Here is a 15948-nt window from a genome sequence, read left to right on the forward strand (position 1 = left end):
ACACCGTGACGGGTCAGCACCCCTTCATTCCTCCAGATGGAGGGCGTGGACCACCACCTGCCGCTGGACGCGGTAGACGTGGCTCAACGCCAGCGCCCGGCCGTAGATGCGGTAGTGCACCCGGACCCGCACGGCCCCGTCGACGGCGAAGGTTCCTGGCCGGCGCCAGCGCACGGAGAAGACCGGACCCGGGTCGTAGTCCACCTCGACCCGCTGGGTGAAGGGCGGGTTCTCGATGTCCGCGTGCAGGCGGAAGAGGGCCGGCCGGCCGGTGACCCAGTGGGCCGGCCCCTCCAGGCGCAGGACGACCCGAGGCGCCTGGGGCGCCGCCGCGTTGAAGAAGCGCCACCGCGCCATCTCTTGCGCGGCCGCCAGGACGGCGTCGTCCACCGGCCCGGGGATAGCGGCTCCGGCGGCCCGGGCCACCACCTCCGCCGGCGGGATCACCACCTGCCAGCGATAGCGGATCAAAGGCCGCCCGGTGCGGTCGTAGGAGGTGGCCTCCACCGCATAGCTCCCCGGGCGGGCGAACCGGTGGGGTTGCCGGACGATGGCATGGCCGGGAAGGGGGTCGACCCAGCTGGTGCCGTCGCCGAAGGACCAGCGCCAGAGGACATGGCCGCGTTCGATGGGCTGCCACTTGGTCGTGCGGAAGGTCGGCAGGGTCACCTCGAAGGCCGGGATGCCCGGGGGCAGGCCCAGAATCCCCTGGCCGGCCGGAGGCGCCACCGGCCCGCGCGACCCAGCCGGCCCGGCGTCCTGGCTCGGGCCCGGTTCCTCCCGGCGCCGCTCCTGCCCCGGCGAGGCAGCCGGCGGCGACCACCGCGGCCGCTCCACCTCGTGGGGGTCCAGCCCCGGCCCCCCGGGCCCTGGTGCCCAGCCTGCGGGTCCATCGTCTGGGGGGAGCCAGCGGGGTTGGGGCGGGCGCACGATCCCTGCCGGAACCTCCCCCTGCCGTCCCGCCCCGTCCTGCCAGGTGACGCGCCAGGCCACGGCGGCCCCACCCGGACCGGGCTCCGTCCCGGCGGCCGGTGGCGCAGGTTCGTCCCGCCCGAAGCGGACCTGGGTGAACCCCGCCCCCATCGGGATGAGGAACACCCAGGCGTCCCCTTCCCGCCGGCCATCCAGCGGAAGCCACCGTCCGGAGGCGTCCCGCCCCCATGCCCAGGCCGCATCCAGCGGACCGCCGTCGGCCGACCAGATCTCCAGCCGCCAGGCGCCTGCGCCGGCCAGCGGCCCCGAAGCCTCCTGGACGGCGACCCCCTGCCCCGGTGCCGCCGCCTGGCCTGAGCCCCCCTCGCCGCCGTCCCCCGCCCCCCGCAGCGCCCCGGAGAGACCGCCGGCCGCTACCGGCGCGAAGGACGCACCGGCCACCCGTACCGCGGCAACCATCAGCCCGGCCAGGAGGACCATCCCCAGCGCCACCCGGGCGCCCAGGCCACTGCGGCCGGATCGGCGCCCGGCGTGCCGGCGGCCGGACCGCCGGTGCGGGCCCCCCTGGACGGCGAGATCACGGAGCGCCCCCATGGCCACTCCTCCCCCAGCGACCGCGACCGCCGCCGTCCGCCGGGGAACCCGCCGGCCGGCGTGGCGGCAACACCCATATATTTACATTCTCCTGCCACGTTTTGTCAATGTTGCAGCGCGAAGGCCGCTGGGTGGCCCGGCCCCTCGCCCCGGCTCCCGCCCGGGACGGGTCCTTTCCTCCCTCCGTGCACCCCCAGGGCACCCCCAGGGCACCCGCCGGCCCCGCACGGGGCCGGCATCGAACCCAACGGGCGACCGGAAAGCCGGTGGCCCCAAGGCCGGGGAAAAAGACATCCGGGGCCCGCCTGCGCAAGGCGGGGCCCCGGCGTTCCCGATCGACAGCGGCCGCAGTGGCCCTGGCGGCGACCTCACTCCTCCAGGTGGCGGGCGATGAACCCGGCGGCCGTCTCGGCCAGCTTGAGCTCCAGGGTCCCGGTGTCCCGCCCCTGCTCGCGGGAGGCGATGATCACGGCCCCGACCGGGTCGCCGCCGACCACGATGGGCGCGATGACCTCACTGGTGAAGGGGCACGGCTTATCCTCGTCGGCACCGACCAGGGGACCGGGGTGCCGGTGCCGGTCCGCGGTGAAGTGGAGCACCTGCCGCTGCTCCATCGCCTGATAGACCACCGAACCGATGGGCTTGCCGGCAAACTCCTTGGGAGCCGCCCCCGCCACGGTGACCACCTGGTCCCGGTCCGTCACCATGGCGATGAGGCCCGACGCGTCGGCCAGGGACTGGGCGATCCCGCTGACCATGTCCTCCAGGTCGGCGATGGCCGAATACTTCTTGAGGATCACCTCGCCGCCCTTGTCCACGAAGATCTCCAGGGGGTCGCCGTCGCGAATGTTCATGCTGCGGCGGATCTCGATGGGGATGACGATCCGCCCCAGGTCGTCGATGCGCCGCACCACCCCAGTGGCCTTCATGACGTCACCTCTTCTGCCGTGGTGTGGGAAGAACCGGCCCGGCGCCCAGGCCGCGGCGGTCTCCGCGGCGCGCCGCCGGGACGGGCCGCCTGAACACCCGTCCCCGGCCACGGAGCCCGGCACCGGAACGCCGGCCCGGCGCCACCGGGGCCGGCAACGAGGCGCTGACCGGCCCGTGGTCTGCGGCCTTCGGGCCATGGGCACTGGTGGCGTTAGTATGCAGTTCCGCCGTCGCCGCTTATTCGGCAGGAAAGCCAGGGATGGGAGAAGATGTCACGTGGTGACACAGCCTTCCAGCAGAGGCCCCACACCGGACCCGCCTCCGTGGCGCGCTGGCGAGGGGCGACGGCCGCCGGCGCGCCGCCGGGACCGGCGGGCGCTAGACCCCTCGGGCCCCCGCCGCACCCGCGACCTGCAAGAACATGACGGGGGAGGCGGACGAACCGCCTCCCCCGGGCGGGGCCACAAGCGCCTCGGCACCCTTTCGGATAGGGAACTTGTGACCCGCGCCACCCATACGATGTCGCGCCGGACCCCGCGCTACGCCGGAAAATGGTGCCAGGCCGGCGCCGGCCCGAAACCCGCGCCGGAGCGCCGGCGTCCTCCGCAGCGGGGCGGCCACGGGCCGGCCGTCAGGCGCCGGGGTCCAGGTGGGCCCGGACCAGGGCTTCGACCACCCGCACCCGGTCCAGCTTCTGGGCCAGCACCCGCGCCCCGCGGTGGGCGGTGATGTAGGCCGGCTCACCGGTGACCAGGAAGTGGGCCAGCTGCCGGGCGGGGTCGTAGCCCCGTTCCTGCAGGGCCAGCAGGACCTGGGCCAGCACCTGGCGTTCGGCCGGATCCAGCGCGTCCTCCCCGGCCGGCGGCAGCACGGGGAGCCGGCGGGTTCCCTCCCGGCCCACCGGGGGGAGCGGGGGCTCTGATCCCGCCGGCACCGGACGCGACGCCGCCGGTGCCGGGGGCGAGGCCGGCTCCCGCGTGGCCGCGGCCTCGTCCCCGCCGGCCTGGTCGCCGTTGCCCTTCGGACCCGGACCGGCGCCGCCGCCGGCCCGGCCGCGGGCGCCGGCCGGGGCGCCGCCGCGGCGGCCGGCCGGCCCGCTGGCATCAGCCACGGGGGCCGGGGAAGCCGGTTCGTCCCCCGTGTCCCGATTGCGCTCCATGACGGGATGCCTCCTGCCGGTGGCCGCCCCAGGTCCGGCGGTCAGAGCAGCATCTCACCGGACTTGGGGAAGTAGCCCGAGCCGATCAACGCCTCCATGATGCGGTGGACTTCCGCGAACATGGGCTCCACGTCGGGCTCGTCGCTGCAGTCCACCTGCCAGACGTACACGGCGTACGCCTCGTGCACCGCCACCCGGCCGTCGGGAAGCACCGAGATGACGAACTTCACCTCGGGGATGTTGTCGTGCTCGATGTGCTCGAACAGGATCTGCTTGATCGAGTTGGCCAGGGGCGGAACCTGCTCGGCCGACGGCACGTCGAAGACGTACCGGATCTCCACGTCCACCGTCAGGTCGGGCTGACCTTCCTTATGGGTGCAATCGTCCTCTTCTGCATGATACAGGCCGCAACTGCCTCCGTAGACCGTCTCCGCCGTCAAGACCGAGTCCCAGGTGAAGCTGATCTCCGCCCGGACCCGGTGGGGCGGTTCGTCCCCCTCGGGGACGCAGACGAAGAGGCAGTGGCGGTCCATGGTCTGGGTCTCCACGTGATGCTCGACGCGCCGGATCTCCAGACCGGCCGCCTCCGCCGCGTCGAACAACACGTCACACAGGTCTTCGTAACGCAGCATCAGCCGGTGCCCCTTCCGGAGTTGACCACTCCAAGGCATGGAGCCCCGGGACCGCCGGCCCCGGGCTCCGTCAGAGGAAAAGTATAATACTTTTGCCGGAAGGGGGGGCCCACGTCGCGCCGCCCTTCCGCGAGGAGGGTTCCCATGGTGACCCAGCCCGCGCCGGGGACGAGCCCCGGTGTCTACCTGGACAATGCGGCCACCACCCGGGCGCGCCCCGAGGTGGTGGCGGCCGTCGTCGAGGCGCTGCAAGACCGGTTCGGCAACCCCGCCTCGATCCACACGGCCGGCCTGGAGGCGGAACGGCTGGTCAAGGAGGCCCGGGCCGTCCTGGCCCGCGCCCTGGATGTCCCCGCCGAGGACCTGTACTTCACCTCCGGGGGCACGGAGGCCAACAACTGGGCCCTGCGCGGGGTCCTGGCCGCCCATTCCCGCCGGGGACGCCACCTGGTGACCACCGCCATCGAGCATTCCTCGATCCTGACCACCGCCCGCCGCCTGGAGGAGGAGGGCTACCGGGTGACCATCGTCCCCGTCGACGCCCGGGGCCAGGTCGACCCCGACCGGGTGGCCGCGGCGGTGGAGGACGACACCGTGCTGGTCAGCGTCATGCTGGTCAACAACGAGATCGGGTCGATCCAGCCCGTGGAGGACGTGGTGCGCGCCGTCCGCCGGCGCCGGCCGGAGGTGCTGGTCCACGTGGACGCGGTCCAGGCCTTCGGCAAGCTGCCGGTGCGGCCACGGGCCTGGGGCGTGGACCTGGTGACCCTCAGCGCCCACAAGATCCACGGCCCCAAGGGCACGGGGGCGCTCTACGTGCGCCGCGGGGTGCGCATCCAGCCCCTGCTGACGGGCGGCGAACAGGAGGGGGGCCTGCGCCCGGGCACCCACAACGTGCCCGGCATCGCCGGCTTCGGCGTGGCGGCCCGCCTGATCCTGCAGGAGCAGCCGGGCCTCTCCCAGCGCATGCAGGCCCTCAAGCTGCGGCTGGTGGAGCGGGTGCGGGCCGAGGTGCCCGACGTCGACGTCAACGGGCCCGATCCGGCCGATGGGGCGCCCCACATCGTCAACCTGTCGGTGGTCGGGGCGCGGGGGGAGGTCCTGGTCCACGCCCTGGCCCAGCGTGGGGTCTACGTGTCGACGGGTTCGGCCTGCACGTCGCGCCGCACCGCGCCCAGCCATGTGCTCCAAGCCCTGGGACTGCCCCCGGAGCGGCTGGATTCGGCCCTGCGCATCAGCCTGAGCCGGGAGACCACGGAGGACGACGTGGAGCGGTTCGTCGCCGCCCTGCGGGAAGCCGCCGCCGAAGTCCGGGCCGTGGCGGCCGCCCGCGCCCGGCGCTGACCCCCCTGGCGAAGGAGGCACACCTTGAACCCGGTTCTCCTTGTCCGTTATGGCGAAATCGGCTTGAAAGGCCGCAACCGGCCCCAGTTCGAGCAAGCCCTGTTGCGGCAGATCCGGCGGGCCCTGGGAGCCTGGCCCGGCACCGCCGTGTACCGCACGCCCGGGCGCGTCTGGGTGGAACCCCCGGCCGGCACCGACCCGGAACCCCTGCTGGAGGCGCTCCAGCGGGTGTTCGGCATCGTCGCCGTCTCCCCCGCCGAGCGGGTCGACCTGGACCTGGAGGCCATCGCCGCCGGCGCCCGGCGGGTCCTGGAGGCGGCCCTGGAGGATCGGCCCGGAGGAGGCGGCCCGGCGGGCGGGCCGGTGACCTTCAAGGTCGAAGCCCGCCGCTCCAACAAGCGGTTCCCCTTGACCTCCCTGGACCTGAACCGGGAACTGGGAGCCCGGCTCCTGGCCGCCCACCCCGAGCTCAAGGTCGACGTGCAGCGGCCGCAGGTCACGGTCCACGTGGAGGTGCGCCACGACGGCGCCTACGTCTACGCCCGCTCCGTGCCCGGGCCCGGGGGACTGCCCGTGGGGGTGACGGGCCGCGCCTGCGTCCTGCTCTCGGGCGGCATCGACAGCCCGGTGGCCGTCTGGATGGCCATGAAGCGGGGCCTGCGGCCCATCTGCGTCCACTTCCACAGCCCGCCCTTCACCAGCGAGCGGGCCCGGGAGAAGGTGGTCGACCTGACCCGGGTGCTGGCGCGCTGGGGCGGGCCCCTTGCCCTCTGGGTCGTCCACTTCACCGAGGTCCAGCGGGCGATCCAACTGGACTGCCCGCCCGAGCTCACCATCACCCTGATGCGGCGCATGATGTTCCGCCTGGCGGAACGGATCGCTGCCCGGGAGCGGGCCCTGGCCCTGGTCACCGGGGAGAGCCTGGGCCAGGTGGCCAGCCAGACCCTGGAGAGCATCCGCACCATCTCGGCGGTGACGACCCTGCCCGTGCTGCGCCCCCTGATCGGCCTGGACAAGACGGAGATCGTGGAGCGGGCCCGGGCCATCGGGACCTATGACATCTCGGTCCTGCCTTATGAGGACTGCTGCACGTTGTTCGTCCCCGCCCACCCCGCCACCCGGCCGCGGCCGGAACAGGCGGAGGCGGCAGAGGCCGTGCGGGACTGGGAGCCCTTGCTGGCCGACGCCCTGGAGCGCAGCGAACGATTGGTGGTGGAACCGGCCGCGGCGCCGTGGCCCTGAGCCCGCCCGAGCCGGCCCCCGCCGCCGGCTACGCCAGGGCCGGGTACACCAGGGGCGGGCCGGATCCCCGGCCCGCCCCTGGTGTGCGTTCCTCCCTCATCCGGCCGTCGTGACGAGGCTCACCCCGCCCCGTTGGCCTGGCCGGCTGCCCCGCCGCGGCCGGCCTCCGGACGGGTCCGCGGCCGGCCCCGCCGGTGCCCCCGGCGCCGCCCGCGACGCCGCCGGCGCCCGTCCTGGCGCGCCCCGTGGGCGACCCCGTTGGTCCCCGCGGCGTCCGCCGCCGGGGCGGGCCGGCCGCTCCCGCCGCCGGCCGGGCGGGCGCCCGCCGCCACCCCGTTGGCCGGCACGGCCCGCACCGTACCGTTGGCACCATGGGGGGCAGGCGTCCCCGTGGCGGCGACCTCCGCCACCGCCGGCCGCGCCGGCCCGGGCCGGAACCCGCCGGGCCCTTCCACCGTCAGCCGGAGGCCCTCCTCCAGCGGGCCCCCCAGACCGAGCCGGTTCCCGTGCCGGTCGGTGACCACCAGCTTGCCCGCCACCGTGTCCTGGTAGACGGTCTCGGAATAACGGAGGAGTGCGTGGCGCACGCTGGCGCCAGGATAGACGTCCACCGGATGGTTGTTGACGAAGACCCGCACGGCCGATGTCACCACCTTCCCACGGGCCCGAGGGCCCGCGCCGTGCCCCTTCCGTCGATGTTAGCCTGAACCGGTTCCCCGGCCGGATATCCACCGGAGGAACCCTTTTCCGGGGTCCCCACCCCGCCGCCGGTCCACCGCCCCGCGCCGAATCCCCCGCGCGGACGCGGCGTGGACGCGGCGGCAGCCACGGCTCCGGGGGAGGAACCGCCCCGCCGTCCATCGCCCGGCTCGCCCCCTGGGGCGAGCCGGGGTCCCGGTGCCGGTTGCCGCGGAGCGGGGCGGGACCGGGCCCGCCGTCCCCGGCCCGCCGCATCATGCCCCCTGGCCCTCCGGCCTAGGCCGTCAGGCCTGTAACGTCAGGTTTTCGTCACCAGGGCCGCCACGTCCTGCGCCCGGGCGGGCAGCCCCATCCTTCGGAGCAGCCCCGCGGCCGGTGGCTGCAGGCGCCAGGGCCGGCCTCCCGGCCCGCTCCGCGGCCAGGCGTCCCAATGCCTCGGCGGCCGCCCGGCAAACATGGGGATCGGCGTCGCCGTCCCGGGCGGCCCGCAGCGCCTCCCCCGCCTCGTCCCCGCCGATGCGGCCCAGGGCCCAGGCCGCCAGCGCCCGGATGTCGGGCCGGGGGTCGTCCCGCAACAGGGCCGCCAGGGCCGGAACGGCCGCCCGGGCCCCCGGGCCCCGATTGCCCAGGGCCACGATGGCGTTCCGCTGCCAGGTCTTGCGGCCCCGCCAGGCCCCGGTCAGGGGCCGGTAGCGCGCCTGGAAGGCCGCCCGTCCCATCTGCAAAAGGGGCACCAGGGGCGGTCGCGCCAGGTCGTCCCCCACCGGCGGGGCAGAGCCGGGGGCGTCCCCTCCCCCGGGGGGCGCGGCGGGGCCGCCGGCGGGTTCGTCCCCCGCCTCGCGGGGCGGGCCGGCCAGCGGCCCGTTGGGCGCGGTGCTCCCTTCGCCCGCCGCCGTCTCCGGGGCGGGCCCTTGGCCCGCCGCCGCGCCCGGGGCGGGCTCGTCGGCCGCCGCCCCGAAACGCCCCGCCGCGGGCTCCCCGGCCGGGGGGTCGCCGCCCCCTGCCAGCCGCAGGGCGGGATGCCCCGGCCGCGCCGGGTGGTTGAACGGGCAGACCGCCTGGCAGGCGTCGCAACCGTACAGGCTCTGGCCCAGGGCGGCCCGTTCCTCCGCATCCAGCATGCCCGGTTTCTGGCTCAGGAAGCTGATGCAGCGCCGGGGATCCAATTGCCGCGGCCCGAGGAACGCCCCGGTGGGACACGCGCGCAGGCAGCGGTCGCAGCCGGCGCAGGCGTCGGCCAGGGGCTGGTCGGGCGGCAGGGCCACGTCGGTGACCAGCTCGCCCAGGAAGACCCACGATCCCCAGCCGGGCACGATCAGGCAGGCGTTCTTCCCGATCCACCCGATGCCCGCGCGCTCCGCCCAGGCCCGGTCGACCAGCGGCCCAGTGTCCACCTGCACGGCCCAACGGCAGCCGGGGACCCGGGCCTCGAGCCAGCGGCCCAGAGCCTCCAACCGCCGGCCCATCACGTGCTGGTAGGAGCGGGTGCGGCCGGCCGCGGCCACGTAACCGCGCAGCCCGCCGGCATCGCCCCCCGCCGCAGCGCCGCCCCGGGGCCCCCGGCCCGGGGGATCGTAGGCCATGGCCACGGCGACGACCGAGCGGGCGCCGGGGAGGAGGCTCTCCGGGTCCGTGCGCCGGACGGGATCGGGGTCTTCCCAAGGGGTGGCCATGCCCAAGGCCTGCCGTCGACGCAGCAGGGCGGCCAGATCCAGCTGGGGTGTGGCCGCGGCCACCCCCACGGCGACGAAGCCCAGCCGCCGCGCCTCGGCCACCAGCGCCGCCTTGAGCTGCGCCCCTCCGCCCCCGCCGAGGGGTTCCGCCCCGCCCGTCCCCGGGACCACGCCGGGGTTCCCACCCTCGCCCGAGGGGGTGCCGTCCAATCCGACCGAAGGCATGCCATCCATCGCCCGTCCTCCGATCCGTTCCAGAGGCCGTCGTTTCGATTCCGAGCCGCCGTTACGAGCCGTCGTTGCCCTGACGAACCGCCGTCCCGCCCAGCGCCGTCGTGTCACGCGCCCTCGTGCCCCACGGCGCGCCGGCCCGGCGAGGGACCGCTCCCCGCGGCGCCACGCGCAAAAAGGCGGCCACCCGGTTGCCCGGGTCGCCGCCCGACCCCGTCTTTCCTCGATTGTACCGTCTACCGACTGGGGTGCCGACTACCAGGTTGGACCGGCCGTGGGTCCGTTCCCCGCCAGTTGTTGCTCGGCCAGGGCGATCATGCGCCGGACCATCTGACCGCCCAAGCGGCCGCCCAGGCGGCCGCCGATGGCGCCGCAATCCCGGGTCGTCATCTCGCCCCAGCCCCGCTCGCGGATCTGGTGGGCCAGGCCGAGCTCCTCGGCCACCTCCCACTTCTGCCGGTCGAGGGCCGCATCATATGCCGCGGGCGAGGTCATCCCCGGCGGCACCAGGCCGATCTCCTGGGCGACCTCCATCTTCAAGCGGTCCAGCCCCGGCTGCGCGCCGGGAACCAGCAGGTCGCCGGCGCCGCGTCGTCTGGCCATCGAGGCACCACCTCAGGTTCGGTATTCGGCCGCGAAAGACGGGCCATTCGTAGTGTGGGAAGCCCGCCGGGGCCGATACCCCCCATCCCTGCCACGGCTGGACGAACCTGCAAGCCCCAGGGGCCGCGCCCGGGACCCCTTCAGTCCGCCCCCGGGTCACGGGCCCGGAAGGCGTACCAGACGGGGTTGAAGGCGGCCACCCGGCGCCGCCAGCGGCGCCGGGCCAGCACGTACCGGCGCCAGCGCACCGTGCCCCACAGGACCACCAGCACCCCCAGCGCGGCGGCGTAGCCCACCGGCTGCCGCCGCCCCAGCTCCCGGGTCGTCGCCTGCCACAAGGTCAGCGGTTCGACGCCCCGGTCGCTCAGCAGCGGGATGCGGTCCACCACCTGGTCGCCGACCCGGACGACCAGCGTGCCCACCCGCGCGCCTTTGGCCAGGGGTGCCCGCAGGCCGGCCTCCAGCTCCACGTCCTTGTGCACCGCGGGGGCCGGTTCGTCCCGAGGAACCAGCCAGCGGGCGCCGTAGGCCGCGACCGCCCCGACGGCCGCCTCCTGGCCGCCCTCGACGGGGACGCGACCCACGGCCTCCCCGGCCCGCACCAGCTCCAGGGGACGGAAGCGGGCGAAGCCCCAGTCCATCAGGGCCGCCATGTCCCGGTACATGCCGGTGGGGTGGGCGCCCAGCAGCACGCCGATGAGCTCCACGCCGTCCTGGCGGGCCGAGGCGACCAGGGCGCCGCGGGCGGCGCTGGTGTACCCGTTCTTGACGCCGGTGGCCCCCTCGTAACGCCAGAGGAAGCGGTTGTGGTTGTAGAGGACCCGCTCGGACTGCTTCTCCGGCCAGGGCATCCGGTACTCCCGCGTCCCCACGATGCGCCGGAAGGTGGGGTTGGCCATGGCCACGCGGGCCAGGGTGGCCAGGTCCCGCGCCGAGGTGTAGTGGTCACGGCTGGCCAGGCCGTGGGGATCGGCGAAGTGCGTGTGCTCGAGTCCCAGGTCCCGGGCCCGCTGGTTCATCCAGTCGACGAAGGTCTCGACCGAGCCGGCGACGCCCTCGGCGATGGCCACGGCGGCGTCGTTGCCCGACTGGAGCATCAGCCCGTAGAGCAGCTCCTCCAGGGTGCGCTGCTCGCCCAGGGCCAGGTAGAGGCTGGATCCCTCCACGCCGAAGGCGCGCTCGCTGGTGGCGATGACCTGGTGCAGGTCCCCCCGCTCGATGGCCAGCAGGGCGGTCATGATCTTGGTGGTGCTGGCCATGGGCATGCTCTCGTCGGCATTGTGCTCGAACAGGACCTGGCCCGTGGCGGCGTCGATGAGGATCGCGGCCCGGGCGTCGGCCGCGGGGGGACGCTCAGGAGCGCCCTCGGCCGCCTCGGCCCGGGGCAAGCCGCCGGGTGCGCCGCCGGGCCCGGCCATGCCGGGCAGGACGGCCGTCACGGTGCCCAGCACCAGCGTCCACACCAACCACAGGACGAACCCGGCCCGGCGCCGGCCCCGCCTCCGGGGTGCCGCACCGGGCCCCGCCTGCAGCCGCCGCCGCGCGCCGCCCCTCCCCTGCGGCCCGCCGGCCGGCGGCCGGTCATGCCCTCCCGCCAACCCCAATGGCACCTCCTCACCATGCGGAACGGCCCATCCGCGGGGATATCCTTCAGGCTGTTGGCCACCGGGCCCGCCGGTTCCTCCCGGCTCCGGCGCCCTTGCTGACGGTAGATCCTGCCAGCGGCGGCCCGGTTCCCCGCGGGGCGGCGGGACTAGGGCGGGCGGTGGGGAAGCGCTCGAGAACGGCGGGCGGGTTGGATGTCAGCCACGGCCCGCGGCGGCTGACGATGTGGGCCGCCATGGCAGCCGGCCGGCAGGAGCGACGCACGTCGCCCGCATAGACTAAGGGATAACCGGAGCCACCGGGCCGCAGGCCGGGTGGGCCGCCGGCCCCGGTGGCCGGGACCATCGGGAGGTTGGCCCCATGGGCGGGCAGGGACAGCTGGCCATCTCCGTGGAAACCCACCCGTCGGAGTTCCAGCGGGTGCTGGACGAACAGCGGCTGGTCTACACCGTGTTCCGGTCGCGCCAGCGCTGGGTCTTCCTCACCGAGTTCGTGCCCCAGCCGGCGGCGCAGGCCGCGTCCCACTTCGTCCACCAGGTCGTTCTGCCGGAGATGCTGTTGGACCACCTGGACTCCCGCTACGCCGCAGTCGACCCCGACGACCGCCTGGCGGTCTGGAAGCAGAGCCTCCCCCTGCTGACCCAGCCGCCCCTGGCCCGCGGCACCGCGGCCCTGCTCCTGCCGGAACTGATCCAGCACGGGCGGCTGAGCATCCTGGGCTGGTTGCGCTTCCGCGGCGAGCGGTTCCTCCGCAGCCTGGTGGCGGAGCTGGCGCGGACGGGCCTGCAGCAGCTCTGGCTGGAGCGGGCGCTGAAGCAGTTCCTGGGCACCCTGCGGCCACCGGCCGAAGGCCCGGCGGAACTCTGGGTCGAAGGGCAGGGGTCCACTCTGGTGATCCGCGAGCCGGGCGGTCCGCCCCTGTACCGGGAGTTCCTGGAGGGCCACCTGGATCCCCGGGTGCCGCTGGAGAAGGAGGACCTGGCGGTTGGGCTGCTCAAGGCCCTGCGCCCCCGGCGCGTCCGGCTGGAGGGCACCCGCCGCCAGCTGGCCGAGCGGTTGCGGGAGGCCGGGCTCGAGGTGGTGGTGGAACCGGCCGGGGAGGCCGGCGACGGCCCTCGCCGGCCCGACGGCGGGCCCTAGCCGGCCCGACGGCCGTTGAAGGTCACCCGCGGCCGCCCGAGGGCCGAAGAGGCCTGCGGCCATCCGAGGCCCGAGGAGGCTAGCGGCCGCCCGCGGCCGCGGGAGGCCGTCGAGGCTTGAGCCCGGGCCGGCGTCCAGCCGGGTCGGGGCGAAACCCGTCCCGTCGGGTCCACGTCCGGTCCACGTCCGGTACCAGCCTGGTACGAGTCCGGCACACCGCGTCCCAACGACGACGGCGGCGGAGACCCGCCGCCGCGTTCCTTGTGCGATCCCGCGAAGCAACCTGCACCAGAGGCCTGACCGCCGCCCGGGCGGGGCCGCGGTCAGGCCGCCTCGTCCCGCCGGTTCCAGATCCAGGCGGCGCCGACGAGGTAGACCAGCCACTCCACCGGCCACGGTCCGGCGTCGGTCAGGTCCCAGGCGACCCGGGCGGCGGCGGCCATCGCCACCACGGCCACCAGGCGCAAAGGCTGGTGCCACCGCCGCCAGGCCCAGTGGGAGCGCCAGGGCCGCGAGCCGGCACGACGGCGCAGCGCCGTGCCCCGCCACCGGGTTCCCGGAGATCCGGACCGGATCCCGCCGGGCCGCACCACCCCCCGGGCCCGGGGATCCCGGCCCCCGGGCAGCACGCGGAACCGGCGCCGCTGCTCCCGCTCACAATCCGGGCAATAGCGGGCACCCCGCCGGTCCGCCTCAAAGGTGCGCCGGCACCGGTAGCACTGGGCGAGATGCCTGGGGCCCATGCCGCTCCCCCCTGGAGGACCCGCCGGACCCGCCCCAGGGCGCGCCCGGCGGCCCGCTCAACCTTCCCTCAATCTGAGTTTAACCGCCGCCGCGGCCGGATCCTGCCATTCCCTGTCGAAGGCGCCGCCCGGCACCCGGCTTGCCGCCCGGGGCCGGCCGTCCAGGGCGGGCAGGGGCAGCCGGTCGCCGCGCCAGATGGCGATCAGGTCGGCCAGCACGGCGCTGGCCGTGGCCTCGCCGCCGGCCCCCGGCCCGGCGAAGCGCACGGCGCCCACCGGATCCGCCTCGATGAGGATCATATTCTCCACCCCGGCCGCCTGCAGCAGCGGATCGTGGGGTGGCAAGAGCTCCGGCTGCACCGTCAGCCGGGGCGCGGGCCCGGTCCACTCCGCCGTGGCCACCAGCCGCCAGCGGGCCTCCTGGCCGGGGCCGGCGGCGGGCGCCGCCTCCAGGATCCGGCGGAAGGCCGGGTCGTCCAGACCCCGCCGCTCGACGCTCGTCCAGTCCACCGGCTCGCCGGTGACCAGCATCGCCAGGATGGCCAGCTTGCGGGCGGCGTCGCGGCCGGAGAGATCGTCGCTGGGATCGGCCTCCGCGTAGCCCGCGGCCTGGGCCGCCCGCACCGCCTCGTCCAGGCTGGCGCCCTGCTCGACCAGGGTGAGCACGAAGTTGCAGGTGCCGTTCAGCACCGCCCGCAGGCGCCGCACCCGGTTGGCGGCCAGGCACCGCAGCAGCGGCCGGATGATGGGCACGCCCCCGGCCACGGCCCCCTCGAAGGCCAGTTCCACCCCCGACCGGCGGGCGACGGCCACCAGGGGGGCCAGGGACTCAGCCAGCAGGGCCTTGTTGGCCGTGATGACGTGACGCCCGGCCTCCAGGGCCTGGAGCACGTAGCGGCGGGCGGGCTCGACCCCTCCGATCAGCTCGATCACCACGTCGACCTCCGGATCGGCCAAGAGCCGCTCCGGGTCGGTGGTCAGCAGGGCGGGGTCGACGGCGGCGGCCCGCGGTTTATCCGGGTGGCGCACCAGCGCCCCCTTGAGCCGCGGCACGCCGCCCAGCCGCTCGACCAGCCAGGGGGGTGGATCCAGCAGCCGCTGCGCCACGGCGCTGCCCACGGTGCCCAAACCCAGCAGCGCCACCACGGGACCCCTCACGGGCGCCCCTCCCCCACGGCGGCCACCGCGCCGGGCGGGGCCGCCGGCGAGGCGGCCGGTTCCTCCAGCCAGGTCATGACCCGCCGGGCCACACCCGCCGCGTCGACCAGGAAGCTGTCGTGGCCCCAGGGGGCCCGCCAGACGTGCCAGGCGACGTCCTTGCCCGCCCGGCGCAGGGCCCGCACCAGGGGCCGCTGCTCGTCCACCGGGTAGAGCAGGTCCGAGGTGATGCCGAGGACGTAGACCCGGCTCTGCACCCGGCCGGCCGCGGCCTCCAGGCCCCCGCGGTCCCGGCCCACGTCGTGCAGGTCCATGGCCCGGGTCAAGGTCACGTACGTGGCCGGATCGAAGCGGCGCACCAGCTTCTCCCCCTGGTAGTGCAAGTAGCTCTCGATCTGGAACCGGAAGGCTTCAGCGCCGGAACGGGCGGCGGTGGCGTAACCGCCCAGCCGCTCGGCCACCGGATCGGTCCCCGGCGGCACCTCGGCCCGGCCGAAGCGCAGGGCCCACTCCTCGCGACCGCGGTAGGTGGTCATCGCCAGCATGCGGGCCAGCGCCAGTCCCCGGCGCGGCGGCTGCTCGCTGGGGTAATCCCCGCCCTGCCAGGCCGGATCGGCGAAGATGGCCTGGCGCTGGACCTCGTTCCAGGCGATGGCATGGGGCGAGGCGGCGGGCGGAGCGGCCAGCACCGCCACCGCGTCGACCCGGTCGGGATAGGTGAAGGCCCACTCCAGGGCTTGCATGCCGCCCAGCGAGCCGCCCACCACCAGGGCGAGCCGCTGGATGCCCAGGGCGTCCAGCAGGCGGCGCTGGGCGTGGACCATGTCGCGGACGGTGATGGTGGGGAAGCGCCCGCCCCAGGGACCGGCCCCCGGCGCCATGGGGCTGGAAGGCCCGGTCGACCCGTAGCAGCCCCCCAGGACGTTACTGCACAGGACGAACCAGCGGCGGGTGTCGATGGGCTTGCCCGGGCCCACCGCCTCCTCCCACCAGCCCGGGCGGTCGGCGGGGTCGTGGGCGGCGACGTGGGCGTCGCCGGTCAGGGCGTGGCAGATGAGGACGGCGTTCTGCCGCCGGGGATCCCAGCGCCCCCAGGTCTCGAAGGCCAGTTCGACCCGGGGCAGGTGGCCGCCCAGCTCCAGCTGCAGCGGCCCGATGTCCACACGGCCGCGACAGGGGATCACCGCGTCCCCCTCCCTCCCGCGCCCGCTCCCCGAAGGGGTTCCGGATACGAAATTACCCCTCCCGAGAGGGAAGGGCCG

General features: G+C 75.4%; 14 protein-coding genes. 3 read left to right on the top strand and 11 right to left on the bottom strand.

Annotated elements, in window-relative coordinates:
- Positions 1-24: 24 nt before the first annotated feature.
- The 4 genes from ACYQ02_RS04190 to ACYQ02_RS04205 form a co-directional block, all read right to left on the bottom strand.
- On the bottom strand, positions 25-1527 hold the full coding sequence (locus ACYQ02_RS04190; protein WP_460039179.1) for a hypothetical protein: 1503 nt from the start codon (positions 1525-1527) through the stop codon (positions 25-27).
- A 368-nt stretch (positions 1528-1895) separates the two neighbouring features.
- Positions 1896-2456, bottom strand: a complete 561-nt coding sequence (locus tag ACYQ02_RS04195; protein ID WP_460039180.1) for a stage V sporulation T C-terminal domain-containing protein — start codon at positions 2454-2456, stop codon at positions 1896-1898.
- Positions 2457-3088: 632 nt separating this feature from the next.
- Entirely contained in the window at positions 3089-3616 is a 528-nt protein-coding gene (locus tag ACYQ02_RS04200; RefSeq protein ID WP_460039181.1) for an IreB family regulatory phosphoprotein, read from the bottom strand.
- 41 nt (positions 3617-3657) lie between these two features.
- On the bottom strand, positions 3658-4248 hold the full coding sequence (locus ACYQ02_RS04205) for a hypothetical protein (protein ID WP_460039182.1): 591 nt from the start codon (positions 4246-4248) through the stop codon (positions 3658-3660).
- Between the two features lie 144 nt (positions 4249-4392).
- Here ACYQ02_RS04205 and ACYQ02_RS04210 point away from each other — a divergent pair, with 144 nt between their 5' ends.
- Both ACYQ02_RS04210 and thiI read left to right on the top strand, forming a co-directional pair.
- Positions 4393-5592, top strand: coding sequence for a cysteine desulfurase family protein (locus ACYQ02_RS04210; protein ID WP_460039183.1), 1200 nt, complete (start codon positions 4393-4395; stop codon positions 5590-5592).
- A gap of 24 nt (positions 5593-5616) precedes the next feature.
- Positions 5617-6834, top strand: coding sequence for a tRNA uracil 4-sulfurtransferase ThiI (thiI, locus tag ACYQ02_RS04215; RefSeq protein WP_460039184.1), 1218 nt, complete (start codon positions 5617-5619; stop codon positions 6832-6834).
- A gap of 119 nt (positions 6835-6953) precedes the next feature.
- On the opposite strand, the gene ACYQ02_RS04220 is transcribed toward thiI, so the two are convergent.
- The 4 genes from ACYQ02_RS04220 to ACYQ02_RS04235 form a co-directional block, all read right to left on the bottom strand.
- Positions 6954-7472, bottom strand: a complete 519-nt coding sequence (locus ACYQ02_RS04220) for a hypothetical protein (RefSeq protein ID WP_460039185.1) — start codon at positions 7470-7472, stop codon at positions 6954-6956.
- Positions 7473-7817: 345 nt separating this feature from the next.
- Positions 7818-9440 (bottom strand): tRNA epoxyqueuosine(34) reductase QueG, encoded by a 1623-nt coding sequence (gene queG, locus ACYQ02_RS04225; RefSeq protein WP_460039186.1) that lies wholly within the window; start codon positions 9438-9440, stop codon positions 7818-7820.
- Positions 9441-9692: 252 nt separating this feature from the next.
- Positions 9693-10040: an alpha/beta-type small acid-soluble spore protein gene (locus ACYQ02_RS04230; RefSeq protein WP_460039187.1), complete on the bottom strand. Its 348-nt coding sequence runs from the start codon at positions 10038-10040 to the stop codon at positions 9693-9695.
- A 140-nt stretch (positions 10041-10180) separates the two neighbouring features.
- Entirely contained in the window at positions 10181-11638 is a 1458-nt protein-coding gene (locus tag ACYQ02_RS04235; RefSeq protein ID WP_460039188.1) for a D-alanyl-D-alanine carboxypeptidase family protein, read from the bottom strand.
- A gap of 367 nt (positions 11639-12005) precedes the next feature.
- Here ACYQ02_RS04235 and ACYQ02_RS04240 point away from each other — a divergent pair, with 367 nt between their 5' ends.
- Entirely contained in the window at positions 12006-12785 is a 780-nt protein-coding gene (locus ACYQ02_RS04240) for a hypothetical protein (RefSeq protein ID WP_460039189.1), read from the top strand.
- 323 nt (positions 12786-13108) lie between these two features.
- Here the strand turns inward: ACYQ02_RS04240 and ACYQ02_RS04245 are convergent, their stop codons facing one another.
- Genes ACYQ02_RS04245 through metX form a run of 3 tightly spaced genes read right to left on the bottom strand, consistent with a single transcriptional unit; the run spans position 13109 to position 15870 of the window.
- Positions 13109-13528 (bottom strand): hypothetical protein, encoded by a 420-nt coding sequence (locus ACYQ02_RS04245; protein WP_460039190.1) that lies wholly within the window; start codon positions 13526-13528, stop codon positions 13109-13111.
- Positions 13529-13585: 57 nt separating this feature from the next.
- Positions 13586-14686 (bottom strand): homoserine dehydrogenase, encoded by a 1101-nt coding sequence (locus tag ACYQ02_RS04250; RefSeq protein WP_460039191.1) that lies wholly within the window; start codon positions 14684-14686, stop codon positions 13586-13588.
- On the bottom strand, positions 14683-15870 hold the full coding sequence (gene metX, locus ACYQ02_RS04255) for a homoserine O-acetyltransferase MetX (protein WP_460039192.1): 1188 nt from the start codon (positions 15868-15870) through the stop codon (positions 14683-14685). Before metX ends, ACYQ02_RS04250 begins: the two co-directional genes overlap by 4 nt.
- Between the last annotated feature and the right edge of the window lie 78 nt (positions 15871-15948).

Source organism: Thermaerobacter litoralis (assembly GCF_054654595.1).

Coding starts and splice junctions, on each gene's coding strand:
- ACYQ02_RS04190 (WP_460039179.1), bottom strand. CDS start 1,527: ATGGGGGCGCTCCGTGATCTCGCCGTCCAGGGGGGCCCGCACCGGCGG.
- ACYQ02_RS04195 (WP_460039180.1), bottom strand. CDS start 2,456: ATGAAGGCCACTGGGGTGGTGCGGCGCATCGACGACCTGGGGCGGATC.
- ACYQ02_RS04200 (WP_460039181.1), bottom strand. CDS start 3,616: ATGGAGCGCAATCGGGACACGGGGGACGAACCGGCTTCCCCGGCCCCC.
- ACYQ02_RS04205 (WP_460039182.1), bottom strand. CDS start 4,248: ATGCTGCGTTACGAAGACCTGTGTGACGTGTTGTTCGACGCGGCGGAG.
- ACYQ02_RS04210 (WP_460039183.1), top strand. CDS start 4,393: ATGGTGACCCAGCCCGCGCCGGGGACGAGCCCCGGTGTCTACCTGGAC.
- queG (WP_460039186.1), bottom strand. CDS start 9,440: ATGGATGGCATGCCTTCGGTCGGATTGGACGGCACCCCCTCGGGCGAG.
- ACYQ02_RS04230 (WP_460039187.1), bottom strand. CDS start 10,040: ATGGCCAGACGACGCGGCGCCGGCGACCTGCTGGTTCCCGGCGCGCAG.
- ACYQ02_RS04240 (WP_460039189.1), top strand. CDS start 12,006: ATGGGCGGGCAGGGACAGCTGGCCATCTCCGTGGAAACCCACCCGTCG.
- ACYQ02_RS04245 (WP_460039190.1), bottom strand. CDS start 13,528: ATGGGCCCCAGGCATCTCGCCCAGTGCTACCGGTGCCGGCGCACCTTT.